General features: G+C 65.2%; 19 protein-coding genes. 12 read left to right on the top strand and 7 right to left on the bottom strand.

Annotated elements, in window-relative coordinates; all coding sequences use genetic code 11:
• Positions 1-37: 37 nt before the first annotated feature.
• Complete coding sequence (locus BDOA9_RS21450) at positions 38-739, bottom strand: peroxiredoxin (protein WP_082847859.1); 702 nt, start codon at positions 737-739, stop codon at positions 38-40.
• A gap of 195 nt (positions 740-934) precedes the next feature.
• Between BDOA9_RS21450 and BDOA9_RS21455 the strand changes: the two genes are divergently transcribed.
• Complete coding sequence (locus BDOA9_RS21455) at positions 935-4741, top strand: YhdP family protein (RefSeq protein ID WP_042336312.1); 3807 nt, start codon at positions 935-937, stop codon at positions 4739-4741.
• Between the two features lie 193 nt (positions 4742-4934).
• Here the strand turns inward: BDOA9_RS21455 and BDOA9_RS21460 are convergent, their stop codons facing one another.
• The 4 genes from BDOA9_RS21460 to tyrS form a co-directional block, all read right to left on the bottom strand.
• Positions 4935-6629 (bottom strand): methyl-accepting chemotaxis protein, encoded by a 1695-nt coding sequence (locus BDOA9_RS21460; RefSeq protein ID WP_025036027.1) that lies wholly within the window; start codon positions 6627-6629, stop codon positions 4935-4937.
• A 369-nt stretch (positions 6630-6998) separates the two neighbouring features.
• Entirely contained in the window at positions 6999-7409 is a 411-nt protein-coding gene (locus BDOA9_RS21465; RefSeq protein ID WP_025036028.1) for a DoxX family protein, read from the bottom strand.
• Between the two features lie 199 nt (positions 7410-7608).
• Entirely contained in the window at positions 7609-8889 is a 1281-nt protein-coding gene (locus BDOA9_RS21470) for an MFS transporter (RefSeq protein ID WP_025036029.1), read from the bottom strand.
• Between the two features lie 56 nt (positions 8890-8945).
• Positions 8946-10199 (bottom strand): tyrosine--tRNA ligase, encoded by a 1254-nt coding sequence (gene tyrS / locus BDOA9_RS21475; RefSeq protein WP_025036030.1) that lies wholly within the window; start codon positions 10197-10199, stop codon positions 8946-8948.
• Positions 10200-10365: 166 nt separating this feature from the next.
• Here tyrS and BDOA9_RS21480 point away from each other — a divergent pair, with 166 nt between their 5' ends.
• The 3 genes from BDOA9_RS21480 (at position 10366) to BDOA9_RS21490 (ending at position 12573) form a co-directional block, all read left to right on the top strand.
• Positions 10366-11469, top strand: a complete 1104-nt coding sequence (locus BDOA9_RS21480; RefSeq protein WP_025036031.1) for an anhydro-N-acetylmuramic acid kinase — start codon at positions 10366-10368, stop codon at positions 11467-11469.
• A gap of 98 nt (positions 11470-11567) precedes the next feature.
• Entirely contained in the window at positions 11568-12245 is a 678-nt protein-coding gene (locus tag BDOA9_RS21485; RefSeq protein ID WP_025036032.1) for a glutathione S-transferase family protein, read from the top strand.
• Between the two features lie 4 nt (positions 12246-12249).
• Positions 12250-12573 carry a DMT family transporter gene (locus tag BDOA9_RS21490; RefSeq protein WP_082847860.1) on the top strand — a complete coding sequence of 108 codons (324 nt, stop codon included), beginning with the start codon at positions 12250-12252 and terminating at the stop codon, positions 12571-12573.
• Positions 12574-12582: 9 nt separating this feature from the next.
• Here BDOA9_RS21490 and BDOA9_RS21495 read toward each other — a convergent pair whose 3' ends face one another.
• Together BDOA9_RS21495 and BDOA9_RS21500 are read right to left on the bottom strand one after the other, a co-directional pair.
• Positions 12583-13230 carry an alpha/beta hydrolase gene (locus BDOA9_RS21495; protein ID WP_025036034.1) on the bottom strand — a complete coding sequence of 216 codons (648 nt, stop codon included), beginning with the start codon at positions 13228-13230 and terminating at the stop codon, positions 12583-12585.
• A 347-nt stretch (positions 13231-13577) separates the two neighbouring features.
• A complete protein-coding gene (locus BDOA9_RS21500) occupies positions 13578-14417 on the bottom strand; it encodes a LytTR family DNA-binding domain-containing protein (RefSeq protein WP_042336314.1) in 840 nt (279 codons plus the stop codon).
• 192 nt (positions 14418-14609) lie between these two features.
• Here BDOA9_RS21500 and BDOA9_RS21505 point away from each other — a divergent pair, with 192 nt between their 5' ends.
• The 8 genes from BDOA9_RS21505 (at position 14610) to BDOA9_RS21540 (ending at position 22794) form a co-directional block, all read left to right on the top strand.
• Positions 14610-15800: an acyltransferase family protein gene (locus tag BDOA9_RS21505; protein ID WP_025036036.1), complete on the top strand. Its 1191-nt coding sequence runs from the start codon at positions 14610-14612 to the stop codon at positions 15798-15800.
• A 52-nt stretch (positions 15801-15852) separates the two neighbouring features.
• On the top strand, positions 15853-16992 hold the full coding sequence (locus BDOA9_RS21510; RefSeq protein WP_025036037.1) for a cysteine desulfurase family protein: 1140 nt from the start codon (positions 15853-15855) through the stop codon (positions 16990-16992).
• 114 nt (positions 16993-17106) lie between these two features.
• Positions 17107-18603: a Fe-S cluster assembly protein SufB gene (sufB, locus tag BDOA9_RS21515; protein ID WP_025036038.1), complete on the top strand. Its 1497-nt coding sequence runs from the start codon at positions 17107-17109 to the stop codon at positions 18601-18603.
• Between the two features lie 61 nt (positions 18604-18664).
• Positions 18665-19417 carry a Fe-S cluster assembly ATPase SufC gene (gene sufC / locus BDOA9_RS21520; RefSeq protein WP_025036039.1) on the top strand — a complete coding sequence of 251 codons (753 nt, stop codon included), beginning with the start codon at positions 18665-18667 and terminating at the stop codon, positions 19415-19417.
• Between the two features lie 12 nt (positions 19418-19429).
• Entirely contained in the window at positions 19430-20734 is a 1305-nt protein-coding gene (gene sufD, locus BDOA9_RS21525) for a Fe-S cluster assembly protein SufD (protein WP_025036040.1), read from the top strand.
• Entirely contained in the window at positions 20731-21978 is a 1248-nt protein-coding gene (locus tag BDOA9_RS21530) for a cysteine desulfurase (protein WP_025036041.1), read from the top strand. Before sufD ends, BDOA9_RS21530 begins: the two co-directional genes overlap by 4 nt.
• Positions 21975-22346 (top strand): SUF system Fe-S cluster assembly protein, encoded by a 372-nt coding sequence (locus BDOA9_RS21535; RefSeq protein ID WP_018641712.1) that lies wholly within the window; start codon positions 21975-21977, stop codon positions 22344-22346. Before BDOA9_RS21530 ends, BDOA9_RS21535 begins: the two co-directional genes overlap by 4 nt.
• A gap of 40 nt (positions 22347-22386) precedes the next feature.
• On the top strand, positions 22387-22794 hold the full coding sequence (locus BDOA9_RS21540; RefSeq protein ID WP_192859594.1) for a HesB/IscA family protein: 408 nt from the start codon (positions 22387-22389) through the stop codon (positions 22792-22794).
• The last annotated feature ends 37 nt before the right edge of the window (positions 22795-22831 follow it).

The following is a 22831-nucleotide window of genomic DNA, read 5'->3' on the forward strand; positions in this document are numbered from 1 at the left end:
TTTCCGCAAATGGGAATGCGCGAATTTAAAGGATTGGTTAAAGGCTCCTTGCTGCCTCCAGCACCTCGTCGGCATGGCCGTCGACCCGGACATTGCGCCAGATCCGCGCTATCTTGCCGTCGGCCCCGATCAGGATCGTGGTGCGAAGAATGCCCAGGAAGCTCTTGCCATACATGGACTTTTCGCCCCAGGCGCCGTAAGCCTCCAGCATCCCATGGGTCTCGTCCGAGATGAGGGGAATGCCGAGCTTGTGCTTGTCGCGAAACTTCTCCTGGGCCTTTAACGGATCGGCGGAGATGCCGAGCACCGCGGTGCCGGCCGCAGCGAAGGCATCGGCCAGGCGGGTGAAGTCGATCGCCTCCCGCGTACAGCCGGGCGTGTCGGCCCGCGGGTAGAAGAACAGGACGAGCTTCTGGCCGGCATAGTCCGCCAGCGTGACCACGTCGCCGCCATCGCGCGGCAGGCGGAAGGCGGGGGCCTTCTGGCCCTCGGCCAAGCCGGACTTCAAGCTGGATTTGGCCGCAGCCGGGGAGGAGACCGATTTGGAGGATTTTAACTGTTTCGATGCGGCCTTATGTGATCCTGCTTTTGCTAGGGTCGCGGCTGATTTGCGTGCCGGTGTCCGCTCGGTTTTCGCGGACTTAGTTTGAATAGATGCCCGCGTTTTTGCGGTCTTCTTTTTGGCGGTCGGACTGCCGGAGGGCGTTTTGGACGATTTCTTTCGGGATTTCTTGGACATACGCCTTCCTTTCGACGCTTTCGGCAGGTCAACCGAAGCGGTATTGCAGCTCTTGTCCGGCGAGCCGGAATCGCGCCCTTGGCTGGGCAAGTCTGACCACGCCGGAGTATGGTTACAAGGAATTCCACGCACCACCCCACTGCTCGTTGAACGCGCTCCCGGGGCGAAATGACGAACAGCAGGAATATTCGAGGTATGGCGGCAGTGCCGGCGCAGGGAGCTTCACCTCCCGCGAACGGCTGCGGTCCCGGCGGCGCTCAACCCTATGACGGGCGCCTGTATCGAGAAGCAATGGCAAGGAATACGTCGCCCCAGGACACCAACCGGGATTTTGATCGGCGCAGCGGCCAAATCGAGCCGCAGGAATGGGACGACGCCGACTGGGATCCGGATCAGGAAGCGGCGGCGCGCCATCGCGCACGCCGGCTGCTGGCGCGTTCCGGCTCGGGATTCCCTCGCTTCGGTGGCGGATTCGGCGCGCTGCGCCGCTGGGCGGGTGGGGGGCGCTGGCTAAAGCGCGTGGCCGTGGTGGTCGCCACCGTCATCGCGATTTTCGTCGGCTGTTTCGGTGCGCTGTGGTGGCGGCTCGGCGCCGGTCCCATCAATCTGGACATCGCAACGCCCTGGCTCGCCGCCGCGATCGAGGACAATATCGGCCACGGCAACACGGTCGAGGTCGGCGGTACCCAGATCGAGCGAGCCGGGCGGATCCGCATCGCCGTTCGCATCCGGGACATCATCGTTCGCGACCGCGATCATGCCGTCGTCGCCAGCGCGCCGAAGGCCGAGGTGAAGCTGTCGGGTGCGGCCCTCCTGATGGGGCACCTGCGGGCCGAGAGCCTCAACCTGGTCGATGCCGAGCTCGCCATCCGCATTGCGCCTGATGGCACCGTCACCGTGTCCGCCGGCGACACCGCAAAGCCGCTGGCGACCGGTGTCGCCTCCAAGAAGGACGCCGGCCTGCCGCCGACATTCCCGCGCAGCGGCGTACCCCCGCCGCCCTTCGCGACCGCGCCTGCGACCCCCGACGCATCGCAGGCCGCACCGCAGGCGACCGCGCAGAGCGGCATCCTTCAGGGCCTCGACTGGCTCGACAGCCTCAGCATGACGGGCCTCGACGGTCAGAACCTCAACGAGATCGGTCTGAAGAACGGCGTTCTGATCGTGGACGATCAGCAGCGCGGCAGCAAATGGTCGTTCGAGAACATCACGCTCAGCCTGCGCCGGCCGAGCGGCGGCGGCGTCGCGCTCAGCCTCGGCGAGCAGGGCGCGCGCCCGTGGATGCTGCGCGCCACGATCGGTCCGGCCGAGAACGGCGTCCGCTCGGTCGACATCAAGGCCGACAAGGTCTCGACCTCCAACATCCTGCTGGCGCTCCGGGTGAAGGACCTCACCTACACCGCCGACCTGCCGCTGACGGGCGAGCTCAAGGGCGAGCTCGGCCGCGACGGCGTGCCGACCTTCTTCCGCGGCAAGATCGCGGTCGGCGCCGGCAACATCATCGACACCGACACGCCCGACTACCCGATGGCAATCGACTCGGCCGAGATCAATGTCGAGTGGGATGCGAACCGGCGGGTGCTGGTTGCGCCGTTCAAGATCCTCTCAGGCGCGAACCGCCTGACGCTGCTGGCCCATCTGGAGCCGCCCAACGGCAACATCAACGACTGGCAGCTCGGCTTCAGCGGCGGGTCGATCCTGCTCGGCGGCATCGACAACGAGCCGCCGCTGGTCTTCAACCGCATTGCGATCGGCTTCCGCTTCGACACCGACCACAAGCGCATCCTGCTGACGCAGGCCGACGTCTCCAACGGCGAGATCGGCGTCGCCGGCACCGGCGCCCTCGACTATTCGGGCGAGCCGCGGCTCACCCTCGGTTTTGCGGGCACGCCGATGTCGGCCTCCGCCTTGAAGCGGATGTGGCCGACGCTGATCGTCCCCGAATTGCGTGAATGGGTGATCGAGCGGATCGAGCGCGGCACACTCCAGCGCATCGAGATCGGCGTCAACTCGCCGACCAGGAACCTGCCGCGCAAGGGCCCGCCCATTCCGGACGACGGCCTGTCGGTCAATATCGTGGCGAGCGGCGTTGCGGTCCGTCCCGTTGACGGCATGCCGGTGGTGCGCGATGCCGATCTGAAGGCGCGTGTGACCGGACGGACCGCGACCGTCAACATCGGGCAGGGCATTGCCGATACGCCCGCGGGCCGCAAGGTCACGATCTCCGACTTCGTATTCGAGGTGCCCGACATGGCGCCCAAGCCGTCGCCGTCGCGGACCAGATTCCGTGTCGAGGGCCCAGTGCCTGCGGCCGCAGAAATGCTCGCCAACGATCGGCTGAGCGACCTGTCGGCCACCGTCGTCGATCCCAACACCAGCAAGGGAACGTTCGCGGCGACCATCCAGCTCGGCATGCCGGTCAAGGGCGAATTGACCAAGGCCGATACCACCTACGCCGTCACCGCCGATCTCAACGGTTTTGCCGCCGACAAGCTGGTGATGAACCAGAAGCTGGAAGCCAACAACCTCAAGATATCAGCCAACAACCAGGGCTATCAGGTCAAGGGCGACGTCAAGATCAACGGGCAGGCGGCCTCGCTCGACTATCGCAAGCCGGCCGAGGGCGACGCGGACGTCAGATTGCAGGCGACGCTGGACGATGCCAGCCGCTCGCGGCTCGGCTTCGATCTCAGCCCCGCCGTCAGCGGATCGTTGCCGATCAAGCTGTCGGGCAAGATCGCGAGCGGCGCGGATCAGACGACGAAGCTCGGCGTCGAGGCCGATCTGACCGCGGTCAGGCTCGACAACATCCTGCCCGGCTGGGTCAAGCTGCCGGGCAAGTCCGGCAAGGCCAGCTTCAAGGTGGTGCCGACGGCGCAATCGACGCGTTTCGAGGACATCGTCATCGAAGGTGGCGGCGCCTCGATCAAGGGTTCGCTCGAGCTCGACGCGAACGGCGATCTCATGAACGCGAACTTCCCGACCTACGCGCCGTCCGACGGCGACAAGGCCTCGCTGCGGGTGGAGCGCAGCCAGGACGGCGTGGTGCGCGGCACCATGCGCGGCGACGTGTTCGACGGCCGCGGCTTCCTGAAGTCGGCGATCTCGGGCAATTCCAGGGACGACAAGAACAAGCTGAAGAACGTCGATTTCGACATCGACGTGAAGCTCGGTGCCGTCGCCGGCTTCAACGGCGAAGCCATGCGCAGCCTCGATGCCAAGATGTCGAAGCGCAATGGGGCCATCAAGGCGTTGACGCTGAGCGGCAAGATCGGCCGCGACACGCCGGTGGCTGCCGATCTGCGCGGCGGCCGCGCCCAGGGTAACCGCGAGGTGATCTACCTGCAGACCAACGATGCCGGCGCCCTGCTGCGCTTCACCGATACCTACACCAAGGCGGTCGGCGGGCAGATGGTGGTGGCGATGGAGCCGCCGTCGTCCGAGCCGAACGCCGCGCGCGAGGGCCTGATCAATGTCCGCGACTTCACCGTGAAGGGCGAGGCGCAGCTCGAACGCGTTGCCGCCGGCGCGCCGAACGGCACCGGGAACGGCGTCTCCTTCAGCGCGCTTCGCGCCGAGTTCACCCGGCAGAACGGTGCGCTCACGGTCCGCGACGGCGTGGTCAAGGGTCCCATGATCGGTGCCACCATCGAGGGCTCGATCGACTATCCCGGCAACCAGGTCTGCATGAGCGGGACCTTCGTGCCGATGTACGGCGTCAACAACATCTTCGGTCAGATCCCGCTGTTCGGCATCTTCCTCGGCGGCGGCAACAACGAGGGACTGATCGGCGTGACCTACGAGGTCGTCGGCACGCCGGCCGCGCCGGTGATGCGCGTCAATCCGATCTCGGCGATGGCGCCGGGCCTGTTCCGCAAGATCTTCGAGTTCAACACCGGCAAGCAGAACTCGCCGTTCGAGGAATTCCCGTCGCAGTCGCACGACGGCTCGACCGGATCGACCCGCCAGCTGTCGAGCGGTTGCACCCTCGCGCGGCGGTAGCGGCGGGGCTCGTCTTAATTCGTCATTGATCAGATTCGATTGCAGCCACGAAGTAAGATGCGCTCCCTCTCCCGCTTGCGGGAGAGGGTTGGGGAGAGGGTGTCTCCGCGATGGGAAAATCCCCAAGAGGAGAAAGCCCTCACCCGCGCCTTCGGCGCGACCTCTCCCGCAAGCGGGAGAGGTGAACGAGCGCCTACGCCGCGCGCACGCCCTTCAGGAACGTTCCGACTTCGCCGGAGAGCTGCTCGGCCTGCTTGGAGAGGTTGCTCGCTGCGGCGAGCACCATGCCGGCGGCGTTGCCGGTCTCGTTCGCAGCGGTCGAGACGCCGCCGATATTGGTGGTGACCTCCTGGGTCGCCTCCGCGGTCTGCGAGACGCTGCGGGCGATCTCGGCGGTGGCGGCGCCTTGCTCCTCGATGGCGGCGCCGATCGAGGTGGCGATGCGACTGACCTCCTCGATGGTGGCGGTGATGCCGCCGATGGCATCCACGGCCTCCTTGGTCGCGCCCTGGATCTGGGCGATCTTGTCGCCGATCTCGCGGGTGGCTTCCGCGGTCTGGCTCGCCAGCGACTTCACCTCGGAGGCGACGACGGCAAAGCCGCGGCCGGCTTCGCCGGCGCGCGCGGCCTCGATGGTGGCGTTGAGCGCGAGCAGGTTGGTTTGAGCTGCGATGTTGGAGATCAGCTCGGCGACGTGCTCGATCTGCTGCGCGCCGTCGGAGAGTGCGCGCACGATGGTGTCGGTGCGGCGCGCGCTGTCCACCGCGCGGCCGGTCACCTCGGCGGATTGCGCGACCTGCCGGCTGATCTCGGTGATGGAGGAGGACAGCTCTTCGGCGGCCGCGGCGACGGTCTGGACGCGCTGGCTGGCCTCGGTGGCGGCCGAGCCGACCACGGCAGCGCGACGATTGGTGCCTTCGGCGGTCGACGACATCGACTTGGCGGTGGTCTCCAATTCGCCGGAACCGGAGGCCATCAGGCCGACGAGCTGACCGACGGAGGCATCGAAGCGGTCGGCAAGGGCGATCAGGGCCTCGCGCTTCTCCTGCTCGCTGCGGGTCTTGGCCGCGACCTGCTCGGCCTCCAGATTGCGGGCGGTGAGCGCGGTCTGACGGAGGATTTCGAGGGTCTCGGCCATGCGGCCGATCTCGTCGCCGCGGTCGGTCTCCTCGACCGGCTTATCGATGGCGCCTTCGGAAATCGCCTGCATGCGGTTCTTCTGACGGTCGAGCGCACCGAGCACGTCGCGGGCGATCAGCCAGGACAGCGCCGCCATCAGCAGCATCAGGGCGATGCCGACCGCGGCGAGCTCCAGCGTCAGGGAGCGGACGTCGGCATCGATGTCGTCGACATAGAGGCCGTAGCTGATGATCACGTTCCAGGGCGCGAACTTGCGCGCGAACACGGTCTTGCGGAGCGGTTCGGTCTGGCCGGGACGGGGATAGAGATAGGAGGTGACGCCGCCCTGCGCGGTCTCGCTGCCGGCCTTGATGATGGCTTCGGCGATCAGCACGCCGTTGGAATCCTTGGCGCCGGTGATCTTGCCTTCGAGCTGCTGATTGGCGCCGTTCACGACCAGGGAGCCGTCCGGATTGTAGACCACCGGATAGCCCTGGTTGCCGTTGAAGTTCATGCGGCGGCCGCGCTGGTGGAACAGGCTCTTGGCCTCGGTCGGCGTCAGCTTGCCGGCGGTCACCTCGTCCTGGAGCGCCTGGGCGTAGTTGTAGAGGAGCTCGACGGCGGTCCGCATCTGCTGGACGCGGTCCTCCATCATCCGGCTCTTGCTGAGCGCGGCCGATGCGCCGATGATGGCCGTGACCGTGAGAGCCGCAAGGCAGACCATGCTGGCAAGCTTGGTGCGAATCTTCAGATGACTCAGCAGTTTCATCACAGCCCCTACGGAATGGTTGTTATTGCTCGCACCGGTAGCATGAAGTTCTTACCAATCATGAAGGGAGGCATGCGGCGGCCTGCCGCGCGGACAGCATTCGCAGGCGCATGCGCAATGGTGCAGGCAAAACGCCGTGCAGGTGGGCTCAAGGCCAGAGAAACGATCGTGGGTTTCGGCAGCTGGAGAGACTGGACGGTCCTGCAATGACCCGATTCGTTCATCGCATCATCATGTCTCTGCTGCTCGTCGCGGCCCTCGTCCTGATCTGGAACGTGCTCGGGGCGCGCTGAGACGGCACCAGAAATCTGCCGGTGCCGTCGTGCTTTGCGGATCCGATTTGTGCGCGGGGCGCGGACGCGCCGCCGTTTATTTCTTGCCCATCGCCGCGTCGACGCTGACCGGGCCACCGCCCGCCGCCGAGAGATACAGGCAGGCGAAGCAGAACATGATCGCCTCAGTGCCGTGGTTCAGCAGCGGCAGGAATACTGGCGTCTCGCCCCTGAACATATGGCCCATGAAGTAGGCGAAGGCCATTTCACCGGACAAGATGAAGGCTGCGAGGCGCGAGAACAGGCCGATCATCAACAGTCCGCCGAGCACCAGCTCGAGCGTGCCGGCCGCGCCGTAAAGCGACAGCAGCTCGACTTTGGCGAACATCGGAAGAGCCGGAAACTTGAACAGCTTGGCGACGCCGTACTGGAACAGCAAGAGGCCGGTGATAAAGCGAAACAGGCTCAGCAGAACCGGTTGAAAGCGAGTGAGATAGGGAAAGTCCATTGGTTTGTGCACTCCATCCAATGCGCGACTTGGACCGCATTCAGTTTCGTCTCGCAAGCCACTGAGGATCAATTCCGCGCTGACATTTTTGTCATGTCGGACAAAACATCGCAGGCCGCGGTGTTCGTCTCGCGCAAGCCGCGGTTTTCGTCAGTAGTTCGCCGGTGACGTGGACTTGCGCTGGTTACGTCGGGGAGACCTACTCCCGCAAGGCAGGGACGACCAGGAACGGAATCATTCCGAGGATCACGCTCGCAAGTGCGAAGGCGAGGAGGAGATCGTAGCCGTGCGTGGCATCGTGGATCAGGCCGCCGCTCCACGAGCCGAAGGCCGAGCCGAGGCCGCTGCCGATCGAGATCGTCCCGAAGATGGTGCCGACCCGCTTGCCGCGAAAAATCTTCATCGCGGTGGCGCTGATCAGCGGCCCGCGCGAGCCCATCATGCTGCCGAAGCAGACGACGAAGCCGGTGAGCAGGACGACGTTCGGGTAGTACTGCAGCAGCCAGAGCAGAACGATGCCGAGGATCGAGATCGCGTAGCTGAGCAGCACCGAGGGCCGGCGTCCGATCAGTCCGTCGAGCGCGGAGACGCCGAGCATGCCGAACACCAGCACGATTCCGGAGAAGCCCCAGGCGGTGGCGGCCTGTAGCGGCGGAAAGCCGGCATCGATCAGATAGGCCACGATCTGCGCCGCGATCGCATACATGCCGACCGCGGTGAAGAAGAAGGTCGAGAACAGCGCCCAGAAGGCATGGTGCCGCATCGCGCTTGCAAGCGTCCAGCCGCTGTCGACGAAGTCGGGATCGCTCCTCTTGGCGACGTGCGGCGAGCCGGCCGCGAACATGCGCCAGGGCAGCAGCAGCAGCGGCACCAGCAGGGCGAGCGCGACGAAGCCGTAGACCTGGTAGGTCTCGCGCCAGCCGAGATGATCGATCAGAAGCTGCGAGGCCGGCAGCAAGGCCAGCACGCCGCCGCCCATCGCCGAATACACCACCGCCATGGCGGTCGGCAGCTTTGGTCCGAACCAGCGGCCGAGCAGGATCGAGTTGGGAACATTGCCGATGAAGGCAACGCCGACGCCGACGCAGATGCCGATCGACAGCTGGAATTGCCAGAGCGCTTGCGCATGGCTTGCGATCAGAAAGGCCGAGCCGAGCAGGAGCAGGCCGAGCGCATAGACGAGGCGCGGGCCGGAATGATCGAACAGGCGGCCGACCAAGGGTGCGGTCAGGCCGCTGACGAGCCAGGTGAGGGAGTAGATCGAGACCGCCTGGGCGCGATCCCAGCCCAGGCTTTCGGAGATCGGCTTGAGGAAGACGGTGAAACTCTCGCTCAAGCCCCGGCCAAGAACAGCCAGCGTGAAGCACAGGCCGAGCACGACGAGCGCGGTGCGCACCGCGTCCCGGGTGCCTCCGATTCGTCCCTTGCCCGTTTCCGCTGTCGTTTCCGCTGTCGTTTTCTTGGGCGTGTTCTGGTCCATTGCCGTCAGGGAGCGCGCATCCGCGCGCCCTGACAAGCAGTGAAAAGCTCATACGCCTATGCAGGCCTGATCAGCACGTGCTTCTTCTTGCCGAAGGACAGCTTGATCACGCCTTCCGGCGTCAGATGGCTTGCCGACAACGCCATCTTCTCGTCGGTGACTGATACGTCGTTGACGCGCAGGCCGCCGCCCTTGATCTGGCGCCGCGCTTCGCCGTTGGAGCCGACGAGGCCGGCCTTGACGAAGGCGTTGAGCACGCCGAGGCCGGCGTCGAGCTCGCCGCGCGGAATTTCCACGGTCGGCAGGCTCTCGGCGAGCGCGCCTTCCTCGAAGGTGCGGCGCGCGGTCTCCGCCGCTTCGCGCGCGGCGTCGCGGCCGTGCAGCAGCGCGGTCGCCTCCGTTGCGAGCACCTTCTTGGCCTCGTTGATCTCGGAGCCGCCGAGCGCCTCGAGCTTCCTGATCTCGGCCATTGGCAGCGTCGTGAACAGCTTCAGGAACTTGCCGACGTCGGCATCCTCGGTGTTGCGCCAGTACTGCCAGAAGTCGTAAGGGCTGAACTGGTCGGCGTTGAGCCACACCGCGCCCTGCGCGGTCTTGCCCATCTTCGCGCCCGAGGCGGTCGTCAGCAGCGGCGTCGTCAGCGCGAACAGCTGGTGCGTGCCCATGCGGCGGCCGAGATCGACGCCCATGATGATGTTGCCCCATTGGTCCGAGCCGCCCATCTGGAGGCGGCAGCCGGTGCGCTTGGCCAACTCGACGAAGTCATAGGCCTGGCAGACCATGTAGTTGAACTCGATGAAGCTCATCTCCTGCTCGCGCTCGAGGCGCAGCCGCACGGAGTCCATGGTCAGCATGCGGTTGACCGAGAAGTGCCGGCCGACGTCGCGCAGCATCTCGATCCAGTTCAGCCTGGTCAGCCATTCCGCATTGTCGAGCATGACGGCGTCGCTCTTGCCCTCGCCGTAGCGGAGCACCTTGGCGAACACGCCGCGGATCGATTCCTTGTTGGCCTCGATCTCGGCGATGGTGCGCATCGCGCGCGTCTCGTCCTTGCCGGAGGGATCGCCCACCATGGTGGTGCCGCCGCCCATCAGCGTGATCGGCTTGTTGCCGGACTGCTGCAGCCAGTGCAGCATCATCATGGTCAGGTAGTTGCCGATGTGCAGCGAGCGGGCGGTGCAATCGTAGCCGACATAGGCGGTCGCTTCGCCCTTGGCGGCGAGCGCGTCCAGCCCCTCGAAATCGGAGCACTGGTGGATGAATCCACGTTCCTGCAGGATATTGAGGAAATCCGATTTGAATGCAGTCATTTGTCGGCATGCCCAACAATTCTTGGTTTACTGTTTCGGGAGCAGTTTAAGGGTCTTCCGTGGGAACCCGATTGGCCGCCCGCCACTTGGCGCGTTGGCATTATAAGATGTGTCCCTCTGGCACAAGATCGGCATGCCGGGGCGGGTTTCTTGAGGACGCTGGTCCATGATGTTGACGGCACTCGGTTTGATGAGCGGCACCTCGCTGGACGGGGTGGATGTCGCGCTGATCGAAACCGATGGAAAGCAGGTGAAGGCGTTCGGACCGACCGGCTACCGGCCCTATAGCCCGGCCGAGCGCAACCTGCTGCGCCAGGCGCTGAGCGAGGCCGTGCATCTGCAGCAGCGCGACGCCCGGCCGGGCAGTCTGGGCCATGCCGAGCGTGCGGTGACGCAGGCCCATGCCGAGGCGGTTGCGGCCTTCCTCGCCCAGAACCGGATGAGGGCGGAGGACATCGACATTGTCGGCTTCCATGGCCAGACCGTGCTGCACCGGCCGGAAAGACGGCTGACGGTGCAGATCGGCGACGCGCCGGCACTGGCAAGGACCATTCATATACCGGTGATGCACGACTTCCGTGCCGCCGACGTCGAGGCCGGCGGGCAGGGCGCGCCGCTCGTGCCGGTCTACCACCGCGCGCTCGCCCATTCGCTGGCGCGCGAGGGGCCGATCGTCGTGGTCAATATCGGCGGCGTCTCCAACATCACCTATATCGACGGCAACGATACGTTGATCGCCTGCGACACCGGGCCCGGCAACGCGTTGCTGGACGATTTCATGTACCGCACCATGAACCAGGCCTTCGATGCGGAAGGAAAGTTCGCAGCGCTCGGCAAGGTGGACGAGGCCTGGATCGCGCGGGCGCTGGAGCTGCCGTTCTTCGCAAGCCCGCCGCCGAAATCGCTCGACCGCAACGACTTTGCCGCGCTGAGGCTCGGCGACGTCGCGCCTGCCGACGGCGCGGCGACGCTGACCGCCTTCACCGCGGCCGCGATCGCCCGAATCATTCCGCTGTTGCCGCGGCGGCCGCGGAGCTGGATCGTCTGCGGCGGCGGCGCCCGCAACCTCACCCTGCTGCGGATGCTGCGGGAGCGGGTGGGCTCGGCCACCGTCGAGGCGGCCGAAACGCTCGGCTGGGCCTCGGACTCCATCGAGGCCCAGGCCTTCGGCTTTCTCGCCGTGCGCGGCATGAAAGGCCTGCCACTGTCTTATCCGGCGACCACGGGCGTGCCGATGCCGATGACGGGCGGGGTGATCGCGCGGCCTTGACGATCACGCTCGGAAGATGCAAATGCATCGAACTTGACGGGTGGATGCAGATGCATCTATATTGGATGCAATTGCATATAACCCCCGGGATCGTTGCCATGACCGCGTCACTGAAGCTGATCAGCCACAAGCTTTGTCCCTACGTGCAGCGCGCGGTGATCGCGCTGAAGGAGAAGGGCGTGCCGTTCGAGCGGATCGACATCGATCTCGCGAGCAAGCCGGACTGGTTCCTGAAGCTTTCGCCGCTCGGCAAGGTGCCGGTGCTGGTGGTGCCGACCGAGAGGGGCGAGGTCGCGCTGTTCGAGAGCAACGTGATCTGCGAATACATCGAGGAGACGCAAGCAGGCAGCAAGCTGCATCCGGTCGATCCGTTGCAGCGGGCCGAGCACCGCGCCTGGATGGAGTTCGGCTCGGCAATCCTTGGCGACCTCTGGGGCTTGGAGACGACGACGGATCCGGCCACGTTCGAAAGCAAGCGGCAGGCACTGGTCGCGAAATTCGAGCGCGTCGAGGCCGCGCTCGGCACGGGGCCGTTCTTCGCCGGCAATGCATTCAGTCTGGTCGATGCCGTGTTCGCGCCGATCTTCCGCTATTTCGATCTGTTCGACGAATTGACCCCGCACGGCATCTTCAACGACGTGCCGAAGGTTCGCGCCTGGCGCGCCGAACTCGCAAAGCGCCCGAGCGTGCGCAGCGCTGTCGGCGCGGACTATCCGCAATTGCTGCGCGCGTTCCTCGTGCGCCACGACGCGCATCTGCTCAAGCTCGCGGCCTGAGCACATGTCGCAATCAATGGCCTGGCTGTTGCTGGTGATCGCCGGCGCGCTCGATGTCGGCTGGGCGATCTCGATGAAATACGCGGAAGGCTACACGCGGGCAGGCTGGAGCGTTATTTCGCTCGTGCTGCTTGCGGCCTTCGTCTTTCTGCTCGGACGCGCCTTGAAGGTGCTCGAGGTCGGCGTCGCCTATTCGGTGTGGACCGGCATCGGCGCGGCCGGCACTTTCATAATGGGCGTGGTGCTGTTCGGCGAGAGTTTGAGCGCGATGAAGCTTGCCGGCATCGCGCTCGTCTTGATGGGGATCGTCGCGCTCAAGCTCGCTTGAGCGCACCACTCACCGCACGTTGGCGAGGCGCATGTCCAGATACGCCGTGATGGTTTCCATCAGCGGCTCGAGCTTGGAATCGAAGAAGTGGTTGGCGCCGGGGATGATCTGCTGGTCGATCACGATGCCCTTCTGCGTCTTCAGCTTCTCGACCAGCGTGTTGACGTCCTTGGGCGGCACCACCGCATCCTTCTCGCCGTGAACGATCAGGCCCGAGGACGGGCAGGGCGCGAGGAACGAGAAGTCGTAGAGGTTGGCCGGCGGCGCGATCGAGATGAAGCCCTCGACCTCGGGACGACGCATCAACAGCTGCATGCCGATCCAGGCGCCGAAGGAGAAGCCGGCGACCCAGCAGGCGCGCGCCTCGGGATTGATGGTCTGCGCCCAATCGAGCGCGGCCGCCGCGTCCGACAATTCGCCGGTGCCGTGGTCGAACGAGCCCTGGCTGCGGCCGACGCCGCGGAAATTGAAGCGCAGCACCGAGAAGCCGCGATGGGCGAAGGCGTAGTAGCACTGATACACGATCTGATGGTTCATCGTGCCGTGGAACTGCGGGTGCGGATGCAGGATCATCGCGATCGGCGCGTTCTTCTGCTTGGCCGGGTGATAGCGGCCCTCGAGGCGGCCGGCGGGTCCGGTGAAAATGACTTCAGGCATCGATGATCTCTGATCTAAGTCCCTTGGAGGTGATCCCTGCGCAATCGTCCGATTGTGGCTCTCGCAGCGTTGCCGCCGACGCGAGCACGGATGAAGGGTGGAGAGGCGCGCCCTCGGATGATGCGCGAGTGGCGCGCAGGTGAACTGACGCGCGCTTCTAACACAAGGCCAGGGTCAAAAAGCAAGCATCTTCGACATCTCTCAATCTGCTCAAGAGCTTAGCCGGTCATTGCAATGTCATCTCTGGCTTGCCTCCGGCGACCTGGACCAGCCTGAATCGACCGCAGCACCGCAAGAGCCGGCCGTGCTGCCGGAGGGTGTATTCAACCCATTGAAATCACGATTGTTTAGGAATCGCCGCCGGTGCTTCCCGCTGGCGCGGTTCGGCTTCCGAGCGAGGCGACCGCCGGCCGGTAACGCCGGCTGCCGCCGAGGGTCTGGCCGTTGTCGAAGGCGAGCTCGAAATCGCCTGATGGCTTCAGGTCCACGCCGCGCACCCGGTCGAGATTGGCAAGCTTGGTCCGATGCACCCGAACGATGGAAAAGCCCGCCAGCTCGCTTTCCGCCGCCGCCAGCGTGCCCCGGATGAGGTACTGGGTGCCGTCGGCGAGGCTGTACTCGATGTAATTGCCGGCGGAGGCGACCCAGAGGATCTCCCGCGGCGCCACGCGAATGCGGCTGGTGCCGTCGCGCAGCCAGATCAGATCGGGGGAGGAGGGCTGCGGCGGGGCGGGCGGCGCCGACGGAGCGACTGCCGCGCTCTTCAGCTCACGCCGGCTTTCGAGCAGCCAGATCGTGGCGCCGATCAGGACAACGGCCACGGCATCTTTGCGGAATTCGTACAGGACCGTTGCGAGCGAGAAACGGAAATCGTAGGCGCCGCCGGCGAGCCAGAGCGCGAGCTTTCGCACCCAGACCATGCCGGCGATGTGGAGGGTGGAGAAGCCGAGCAGGGCGATCGTCCCGATCGCCGCCTGTGCGGCGAGGCCGGGTGTCCGGCGCATGCGGCGGACCGCCAGGACCAGGATCGGCAAGAGCAGCAGGATGACGCCGATGCTCGACATCTCCCAGAACAGCCGCCGGCCGATGTCGTAGCTGTCGCCGCGCCAGGCCGCGTCCTGAGCGCCTGAAAACGCATTGACGACCCCGATCGCGAACGCGACGGCCGCGATCGCTGCGAACATCATCCGGTCGGCGCCGCTGATCCCGAAAAACCCGCGACTCGTCCCTGCTGCCGGCGGCTCATCCCCTCGCGTCCGATTCTGATCCCAAACCGGCTCGACGCGCGCCGCAGGCGGAGCATTTTCGGTGTCAACCATTTTCGGTGTCAGCCATGGCGCCAGAACCGCGTTCGTCGTCCCGTCAAGGAGCAGAAAACCATGACAACACCACAGCAATTCCAAAGCTCGGACAGGCGCATCGACCTGGACTGGGTGCGGATTTTAGCCTTCGGGCTCCTGATCTTCTACCACGTCGGCATGCTCTACGTGTCCTGGGGATTTCACATCAAGAGCGCGCACCGGCTGACCTGGCTGGAACCGGTGATGCTCTTCCTCAACCCATGGCGGCTGTCGCTGCTGTTCCTGGTGTCAGGGGTTGCCACCCGCTTCATGCTCGGCAAGTCGAGCCTCGCCTCGCTCGCCGGCGCGCGGTCGGCACGGCTGCTGATCCCGCTCATCTTCGGCATGCTCGTGATCGTGCCGCCGCAATCCTATCTCCAGATCGTCGAAAGCCTCGGCTATCCCGCCGGCTTCCTCGATTTCTATACCAGGCACTACTTTGCCTTCGGCGCGCAGTTCTGTCCGAACCCCTGCATCGTGTTGCCGACCTGGAACCACCTCTGGTTCGTGGTCTATCTGTGGGTCTACACGATGGCGCTGATCGGCGTGCTCGCGCTATGGCCGGCCGGCGCTGACTGGCTCGGCCGGAAGCTGGCCGGCATGCTGGCCGGGCCAGGGCTGCTGATCGGGCCTTGCCTGCTGTACGCGGCCTGGCGCCTGGTGCTGTTCCCGGCTTTCCCCTCGACACACGCGCTGTTCGGCGACTGGTACAACCACGCCGACCATGCGATGGCCTTCCTGATCGGTTTCCTGCTGGCGAGGCAAGAGGGGATCTGGCGCGAACTCGAGCGGCAGCGCTCTGTGGCCCTGCTGGCGGCCGCCGCCTGCTTCGCTGCGTTCATCCTGGTACGCGCTGGTCTGTTTGCGCCGTCGCCTGCACTGAAGTGGGCGGCGGCCTCGGCCTATGGCTGCTATCAATGGCTCGCGATCGCTACCGTGTTGGGTTTTGCGCGGCGCCATCTCACCGCCGACAGCCCGGCGCGGCGCTATCTCACCGACGCGATCTTCCCGTACTACATCGTGCATCAGACCGCGATCATCGTGATCGCGCATCAAATGCATGACAGCGGTCTGCCGGTTGGGATCGAAGCGTCGGTTGTGATCGTCGGCACCGCGCTCACATGTGCGGCGACCTATGAGATCGTCCGGCGCATTTCATGGCTGCGGCCGCTGTTCGGGTTGCGGGCGGCGCCGCGACCGGTGCGAGGTGTGGAGCAGCAGCCGGCCTGACGAGTGCGCACCCTCCGATTGGCCGGACGATAAAAGGTGCTAAGAGGGCGAGATGCCGAACCGGGTCTATCTCGACTGGAATGCGACCACGCCGCTGCGCCCCGAGGCGCGGGCGGCGATGGTCGCGGCCTTCGACCTCGTCGGCAATCCATCCTCGGTCCATGCCGAGGGGCGGCAGGCGCGGCGGCTGGTCGAAGACGCCCGCGCGACGCTTGCAGCCGCGGTCGGAGCGCAGCCGCGCAATATCGTCTTCACCTCCGCTGGAACCGAGGCCAATGCGCTGGCGCTCTCGCCGGGTTTGCGGGGCCCGTCCGGCGGACCTGTCGCGTGGCTGCTGGTCTCGGCCGTCGAGCATGCCTCGGTGTTGGCCGGCGGCCGGTTCCCGGCGGACAAGATCGGCCTGATCGAGGTGACGCGCTCCGGCGTGGTCGACCTCGATCATCTGAGGGCGCTGCTGAAGGACGGCCCGCCGGCCCTGGTCTCGATCATGGCCGCCAACAACGAGACCGGCGCCCTTCAGCCCGTCACGGAGGCGGCAAGCATCGTCCACGACGCCGGCGGCCTCCTGCATGTCGACGCGATTCAGGCGCTAGGTAAAATTCCCTTCGATATCAATTCGGTAGGCGCCGACCTTGCGACCTTGTCTGCGCACAAGATCGGCGGTCCCAAGGGGGTCGGCGCATTGGTGATGCGCGAAGGGATAGGCGGCCTGGAGCCGGTGCTGCGGGGCGGTGGGCAGGAGCAGAGCCGCCGGGCCGGAACCGAGAACATTGCCGGGATCGCCGCCTTCGGGGCGGCGGTGAAGGCTGCGCTTCAGACTCTGCCGGAGGATGCGAAGCGTATGGCAAGTCTCAGGGATCTCTTGGAAAATGGCCTCCGCGACATTCCCGGTACGACCGTCTTCGCGAAAGACGTAGGGCGGTTGCCGAATACCGTCCTGTTCACGGCGCCAGGCTTGAAGGCCGAAACCGCCGTGATCGGCTTCGATCTGGAGGGCATCGCGGTGTCCTCCGGCTCCGCCTGTTCCTCCGGAAAGGTCCAGCCGTCTCACGTCCTGTCGGCGATGGGCTATGATCCAGGGGTGGCCCAGGGAGCGGTGCGCCTCAGTCTGGGCTGGTCCACGGAACCTGATGGCATCAACAGGGCGTTAGAGGCTTGGCGAAAGCTTGGTAATACCCTACTTAAGGCTTGAAGCGACGAAACACGGCTTGAACGGTTCTAAGCCCGTGCTTTCCGTGGAGAAATATCGTAATACTCGTCCGAGTTTGATCCACCGCGGTCCTTGAAACCGCGAGCGGAGGATGGAATGCCAGCCGTACAAGAGACGGTCGAGCGCGTGAAGCGCATCGACGTCGACCAGTATCGTTATGGGTTTGAGACCCTGATCGAGTCCGACAAGGCCCCCAAGGGGCTGTCGGAAGAGACCGTCAAGTTCATCTCGCAGAAGAAGAACGAGCCCGACTGGATGCTGCAGTGGCGGCTGGAGGCCTATCGGCGCTGGCTGACCATGCAGGAGCCGACCTGGGCGCGCGTCGACTATCCCAAGATCGACTTCCAGGATCTCTATTACTACGCGGCGCCGAAGCCGAAGAAGACGGTCTCATCCCTCGACGAGATCGATCCGGAGATCCTGAAAACCTACGAGAAGCTCGGCATTCCCTTGCGGGAAGTCGCCATGCTCGAAGGCGTCGAGCCCAAGCCCGGCGAGGAAGACCCTGCGCGCCGCAAGATCGCGGTCGACGCTGTGTTCGATTCGGTCTCGGTCGCGACCACCTTCAAGGCCGAGCTGAAGAAGGCCGGCGTGATCTTCATGCCGATCTCGGAAGCCATCCGCGAGCATCCTGAATTGGTGCAAAAATATCTGGGCTCGGTGGTTCCGACCTCGGACAATTTCTACGCCACGCTGAACTCGGCGGTGTTCTCCGACGGCTCGTTCGTCTACGTGCCGCCGGGCGTGCGCTGCCCGATGGAGCTGTCGACCTATTTCCGCATCAACGAGCGCAACACCGGCCAGTTCGAGCGCACGCTGATCATCGCCGACAAGGGCTCCTACGTCTCTTATCTCGAAGGCTGCACCGCGCCGCAGCGCGACGAGAACCAGCTGCATGCCGCCGTGGTCGAGCTCGTCGCGCTGGACGATGCCGAGATCAAGTACTCGACGGTGCAGAACTGGTATCCCGGCAATTCGGAAGGCAAGGGCGGCATCTACAACTTCGTCACCAAGCGCGGCGATTGCCGCGGCGCCAATTCCAAGATCTCCTGGACCCAGGTCGAGACCGGCTCCGCGATCACCTGGAAATATCCGAGCTGCATCCTGCGCGGCGATAATTCCCGCGGCGAGTTCTACTCGATCGCGATCTCGAACGGCTACCAGCAGGTCGATTCCGGCACCAAGATGATCCATCTCGGCAAGAACACGTCGAGCCGGATCATCTCCAAGGGCATCGCCGCCGGCAAGTCGCAGAACACCTATCGCGGTCTCGTCACCGCGCACCGCAAGGCGACCGGCGCGCGCAACTTCACCGCCTGCGACTCGCTGCTGATCGGCGACAAATGCGGCGCGCACACCGTGCCGTATATCGAAGCCAAGAACTCCTCGGCAACGTTCGAGCACGAGGCGACGACCTCCAAGATCTCCGAGGACGTGCTGTTCTACTGCATCCAGCGTGGTCTCTCGCAGGAAGAAGCGGTCGGCCTCGTCGTCAACGGCTTCGTCAAGGACGTGCTGCAGCAGCTGCCGATGGAATTCGCGGTGGAAGCGCAGAAGCTGATCTCGATCTCGCTCGAAGGGTCGGTCGGCTGATTGCCGACCCCAGCGGTGCGCTCAGGCGCTCCAACATCAATTGAATAGACTGGATACCAAGATGGCTTTGCTTGAAGTGAAAGACCTCAAGGTTCGTGTCGAGGAGCGTGAGATCCTCCACGGGCTGACGCTGACCGTGAACGAGGGCGAGGTGCACGCGATCATGGGGCCGAACGGCTCCGGCAAGTCGACGCTCTCGCACGTCATCGCCGGCAAGCCCGGCTACGAGGTCACCGACGGCGAGATCCTGTTCAGGGGCGAGGACCTGCTGGAGATGTCGCCGGACGAGCGCGCCGCCAAGGGCGTGTTCCTGGCCTTCCAGTATCCGGTCGAGATTCCCGGCGTCACCACCATGAATTTCCTGCGCACCGCACTCAATGCGCAGCGCAAGGCGCGCGGCGAGAGCGAGCTGATGGTGCCGGACTTCCTGAAGAAGGTCCGCGAGGTCTCGAAGTCGCTGAACATTCCCCAGGACATGCTCAAGCGCGGCGTCAATGTCGGCTTCTCCGGCGGCGAGAAGAAGCGCAACGAGGTGCTGCAGATGGCGCTGTTCGAGCCGAGCCTCTGCATCCTCGACGAGATGGATTCCGGCCTCGACATCGACGCGTTGCGCATTGCCGCCGACGGCGTCAACGCGCTGCGCTCGCCGGGGCGCGCGATGGTCGTCATCACCCATTATCAGCGGCTGCTCAACTACATCGTGCCCGACGTCGTGCACGTGATGTCGAGGGGCCGCGTCGTGAAGAGCGGCGGCAAGGAATTGGCGCTGGAGCTGGAAGCGTCCGGCTACGCCCAGTTCGAGGATGCCGCGTAAGGATTGTTGGAGATGAACGTTGCTGTGGCAAAGACCGGGAGCGGCCGCGCGGTGAGCGATCTCTTCGCCAGCGCCGAAGGCCGCCTGCCGGGTTCGCCTGACGTGATTGCGGTGCGCCGCGAGGCGTTCGAGACCTATGAGCGTCTCGGCCTGCCGCACCGCCGGATCGAGGAATGGAAATACACCGATCTGCGCGCGCTGGTCGGCGAGGTGCTGCCGCTGGCAGCCGCGCCCGATGCGACCGCGCTGAAGCGCGCCGCGGAGGCGGTCAAGGCGCATGCAATCGCCGGCGCCCGCAAGCTGGTGCTGGTCGATGGCGTATTCGCGGCCGAGCTGTCCGACGTGAAGGCGCTTGCCGCCGAAGTCAGCTTCAAGACTCTGCGCGTGACCCTGGACAAGGATGCTGGTCTCCTGAAGACCGCCTCTACCGACGCCGTGGTCGCGCTGAATGCGGCGCTGGCGACCGACGGCGTGGTGCTGTCGATCGCGGATGGGACGCAGCTCTCTGCGCCGGTCCAGATCATCCATGTTGCGACCGCCGCATCGGCCTCGGCCGTCACCCGTTCGCAGGTTCGGATCGGGAAGGGCGCCCGCGCCACTATCATCGAGAGCTTCGTCGCCGCCGGCGCTGCGGCGTACCAGGTCAACGATGCCGTCATCGTCTCGATCGGCGACGATGCCGACGTTGCGTTTGTGCGGCTGATGGATGACGCGCCCGACGCGGTGAACATCACCTCGCAGTTCGTGACTGTGGGCGCGAATGCAAAACTGAACTTCTTCAATATGACCAGCGGCGCGGCCGTGAGCCGTTTGCAGGGCTTCATCACGCTGGCGGGCGAGAGCAGCGAGCTCTCGGTCAACGGCGTCAACCTGTTGAAGAAAACCGAACACGGTGACACCACGCTGGTGGTCGACCACGCCGTGCCGAACTGCGTCAGCCGCGAGATCTTCCGCGCCGTGATCGACGACCGCGCCCATTCGGTGTTCCAGGGCCGCATCATCGTCCGTCCCGACGCGCAGAAGACCGACGGCAAGATGATGACCCGCGCACTGCTGCTCTCGGACGAGGCCGAAGCCGACAACAAGCCCGAGCTCGAGATTTTTGCCGACGACGTCTCCTGCGGTCACGGCGCCACCGCCGGCGCGCTCGACGAAAGCCTGCTGTTCTACCTGAAGGCGCGCGGCCTGCCGGAGAAGCAGGCCCAGGCGCTGCTGATCCAGGCCTTCGTCGGCGAGGCGATCGAGCAGATCGCCGATGATACTTTGCGCGAGCACGTGATCGGAATCGCCGAGCGCTGGCTGGAGCGGCGGTCATGAGCACGCATCCGGCGGTCAAGAACGGCGCCTATGACGTTGCGCGCGTGCGCCAGGATTTTCCGGCGCTTAGCCTGCAGGTCTACGGCAAGCCGCTCGTCTATCTCGACAACGCCGCCTCGGCGCAGAAGCCGAGCGCCGTGCTCGACCGCATGACGCAGGCCTATAAGTCCGAATACGCCAACGTGCATCGCGGGCTGCACTACCTCGCCAATGCCGCGACGGAAGCCTATGAGGGCGGCCGCACCAAGGTCGCGCAGTTCATCAACGCTGCGCGCACCGAAGAGGTCATCTTCACCCGCAACGCGACCGAGGCGATCAACCTCGTCGCGTCCTCGTGGGGCGGCCCGAACATCGGTGAAGGTGACGAGATCGTCATCTCGATCATGGAGCACCATTCCAACATCGTGCCCTGGCATTTCCTGAGGGAACGCCAGGGCGCCGTGATCAAATGGGCGCCGATCGACGACGAAGGCAATTTCCTGATCGACGAGTTCGAGAAGCTGCTGACGTCCAGGACAAAACTGGTCGCGATCACGCAGATGTCGAACGCGCTCGGCACCATCGTGCCGGTCAAGGACGTCGTCAGGGTCGCGCATGCCCGCGGCATTCCGGTGCTGGTCGACGGCAGCCAGGGCGCCGTGCATCTGCCGATCGACGTCCAGGACATCGGCTGCGACTTCTACGTCTTCACCGGCCACAAGGTTTACGGTCCGACCGGCATCGGCGTGCTCTGGGCCAAGTACGACCATCTCGTCGCGATGCGCCCCTTCAACGGCGGCGGCGAGATGATCCGCGAGGTCTCGCGCGAAATCGTCACCTATGGCGATCCCCCGCACAAGTTCGAGGCGGGCACGCCGGCGATCGTCGAGGCCGTCGGCCTTGGCGCCGCCATCGACTACGTCAATTCGATCGGCAAGGAACGCATCGCCGCCCACGAGGCCGACCTCACCGCCTACGCCCAGGAGCGCCTGCGCGAGATCAACTCGCTGCGGCTGATCGGCACCGCGCGGGGCAAGGGCCCCGTGATCTCCTTCGAGCTCAAGGGCGCGCATGCCCACGACGTCGCGACCGTGATCGACCGCCAGGGCATCGCGGTGCGCGCCGGCACCCATTGCGTGATGCCGCTTTTAGAGCGGTTCAACGTCACGGCCACCTGCCGGGCCTCGTTCGGCATGTATAATACGCGGGAAGAAGTCGATCATCTGGCACAGGCGCTTTTGAAGGCGCGGGATTTGTTCGCATGAGTGACACGGCCGAAATCAAAGCCAATCCGATGGAGACCCATTCGGCATTGCCGCCCGAGGAGACCGAGCGGCTGACCCGCGAGATCATCGCCGGGCTCAAGACCGTGTTCGACCCGGAAATTCCGGCCGACATTTACGAGCTCGGCCTGATCTACAAGGTCGAGATCAAGGACGACCGCTCGGTCGACGTGCAGATGACGCTGACGACGCCGAACTGTCCGGCCGCCGGCGAACTGCCGACCATGGTCGAGAACGCGGTGGCGAGCGTGCCCGGCGTCGGCGTGGTCGACGTCAAGGTCGTCTGGGAGCCACCGTGGTCGCCCGAGCGCATGAGCGACGAGGCTCGCCTCGTGCTGAACATGTGGTGACGGCCGCCACCGGCATTGAATTTGCTTCGCAACGGACCACATGACTGACATGACACAGGCATCACCAGCATCTACCCCGAAGCCGCGGCGGCCGCGCCCGCAGGTGATGCGGCTGACGGACGCTGCTGCCCAGCGCATTACCGAGCTGACCCAGCGCGCCGATTCCGAGATCGTGGGCTTGCGCGTCGGCGTCAAGAACGGCGGCTGCGCCGGTCAGTCCTACACGGTCGAATATGCCCACGAGATCCGCCCGACCGACGAGGTCGTCGAGGACAAGGGTGTCAAGATCCTCGTCGATCCCAAGGCCGTGCTGTTCCTGCTCGGCACCGAGATGGACTACAAGGCCGACAAGATGCAGGCCCAGTTCGTCTTCAACAATCCCAACCAGATCTCCGCGTGCGGCTGCGGTGAATCGGTCGAGCTGCGGCCGGCCAAGATCGACGGGTAGTTCTTCCCGTCATTGCGAGGAGCGAAGCGACGAAGCA

The organism is Bradyrhizobium sp. DOA9 (genome assembly GCF_000617845.2).
Taxonomy (GTDB): Bacteria; Pseudomonadota; Alphaproteobacteria; order Rhizobiales; family Xanthobacteraceae; genus Bradyrhizobium.

Coding starts and splice junctions, on each gene's coding strand:
- BDOA9_RS21450 (WP_082847859.1), bottom strand. CDS start 739: ATGTCCAAGAAATCCCGAAAGAAATCGTCCAAAACGCCCTCCGGCAGT.
- BDOA9_RS21455 (WP_042336312.1), top strand. CDS start 935: ATGGCGGCAGTGCCGGCGCAGGGAGCTTCACCTCCCGCGAACGGCTGC.
- BDOA9_RS21460 (WP_025036027.1), bottom strand. CDS start 6,629: ATGAAACTGCTGAGTCATCTGAAGATTCGCACCAAGCTTGCCAGCATG.
- BDOA9_RS21465 (WP_025036028.1), bottom strand. CDS start 7,409: ATGGACTTTCCCTATCTCACTCGCTTTCAACCGGTTCTGCTGAGCCTG.
- BDOA9_RS21470 (WP_025036029.1), bottom strand. CDS start 8,889: ATGGACCAGAACACGCCCAAGAAAACGACAGCGGAAACGACAGCGGAA.
- tyrS (WP_025036030.1), bottom strand. CDS start 10,199: ATGACTGCATTCAAATCGGATTTCCTCAATATCCTGCAGGAACGTGGA.
- BDOA9_RS21480 (WP_025036031.1), top strand. CDS start 10,366: ATGATGTTGACGGCACTCGGTTTGATGAGCGGCACCTCGCTGGACGGG.
- BDOA9_RS21485 (WP_025036032.1), top strand. CDS start 11,568: ATGACCGCGTCACTGAAGCTGATCAGCCACAAGCTTTGTCCCTACGTG.
- BDOA9_RS21490 (WP_082847860.1), top strand. CDS start 12,250: ATGTCGCAATCAATGGCCTGGCTGTTGCTGGTGATCGCCGGCGCGCTC.
- BDOA9_RS21495 (WP_025036034.1), bottom strand. CDS start 13,230: ATGCCTGAAGTCATTTTCACCGGACCCGCCGGCCGCCTCGAGGGCCGC.
- BDOA9_RS21500 (WP_042336314.1), bottom strand. CDS start 14,417: ATGATGTTCGCAGCGATCGCGGCCGTCGCGTTCGCGATCGGGGTCGTC.
- BDOA9_RS21505 (WP_025036036.1), top strand. CDS start 14,610: ATGACAACACCACAGCAATTCCAAAGCTCGGACAGGCGCATCGACCTG.
- BDOA9_RS21510 (WP_025036037.1), top strand. CDS start 15,853: ATGCCGAACCGGGTCTATCTCGACTGGAATGCGACCACGCCGCTGCGC.
- sufB (WP_025036038.1), top strand. CDS start 17,107: ATGCCAGCCGTACAAGAGACGGTCGAGCGCGTGAAGCGCATCGACGTC.
- sufC (WP_025036039.1), top strand. CDS start 18,665: ATGGCTTTGCTTGAAGTGAAAGACCTCAAGGTTCGTGTCGAGGAGCGT.
- sufD (WP_025036040.1), top strand. CDS start 19,430: ATGAACGTTGCTGTGGCAAAGACCGGGAGCGGCCGCGCGGTGAGCGAT.
- BDOA9_RS21530 (WP_025036041.1), top strand. CDS start 20,731: ATGAGCACGCATCCGGCGGTCAAGAACGGCGCCTATGACGTTGCGCGC.
- BDOA9_RS21535 (WP_018641712.1), top strand. CDS start 21,975: ATGAGTGACACGGCCGAAATCAAAGCCAATCCGATGGAGACCCATTCG.
- BDOA9_RS21540 (WP_192859594.1), top strand. CDS start 22,387: ATGACTGACATGACACAGGCATCACCAGCATCTACCCCGAAGCCGCGG.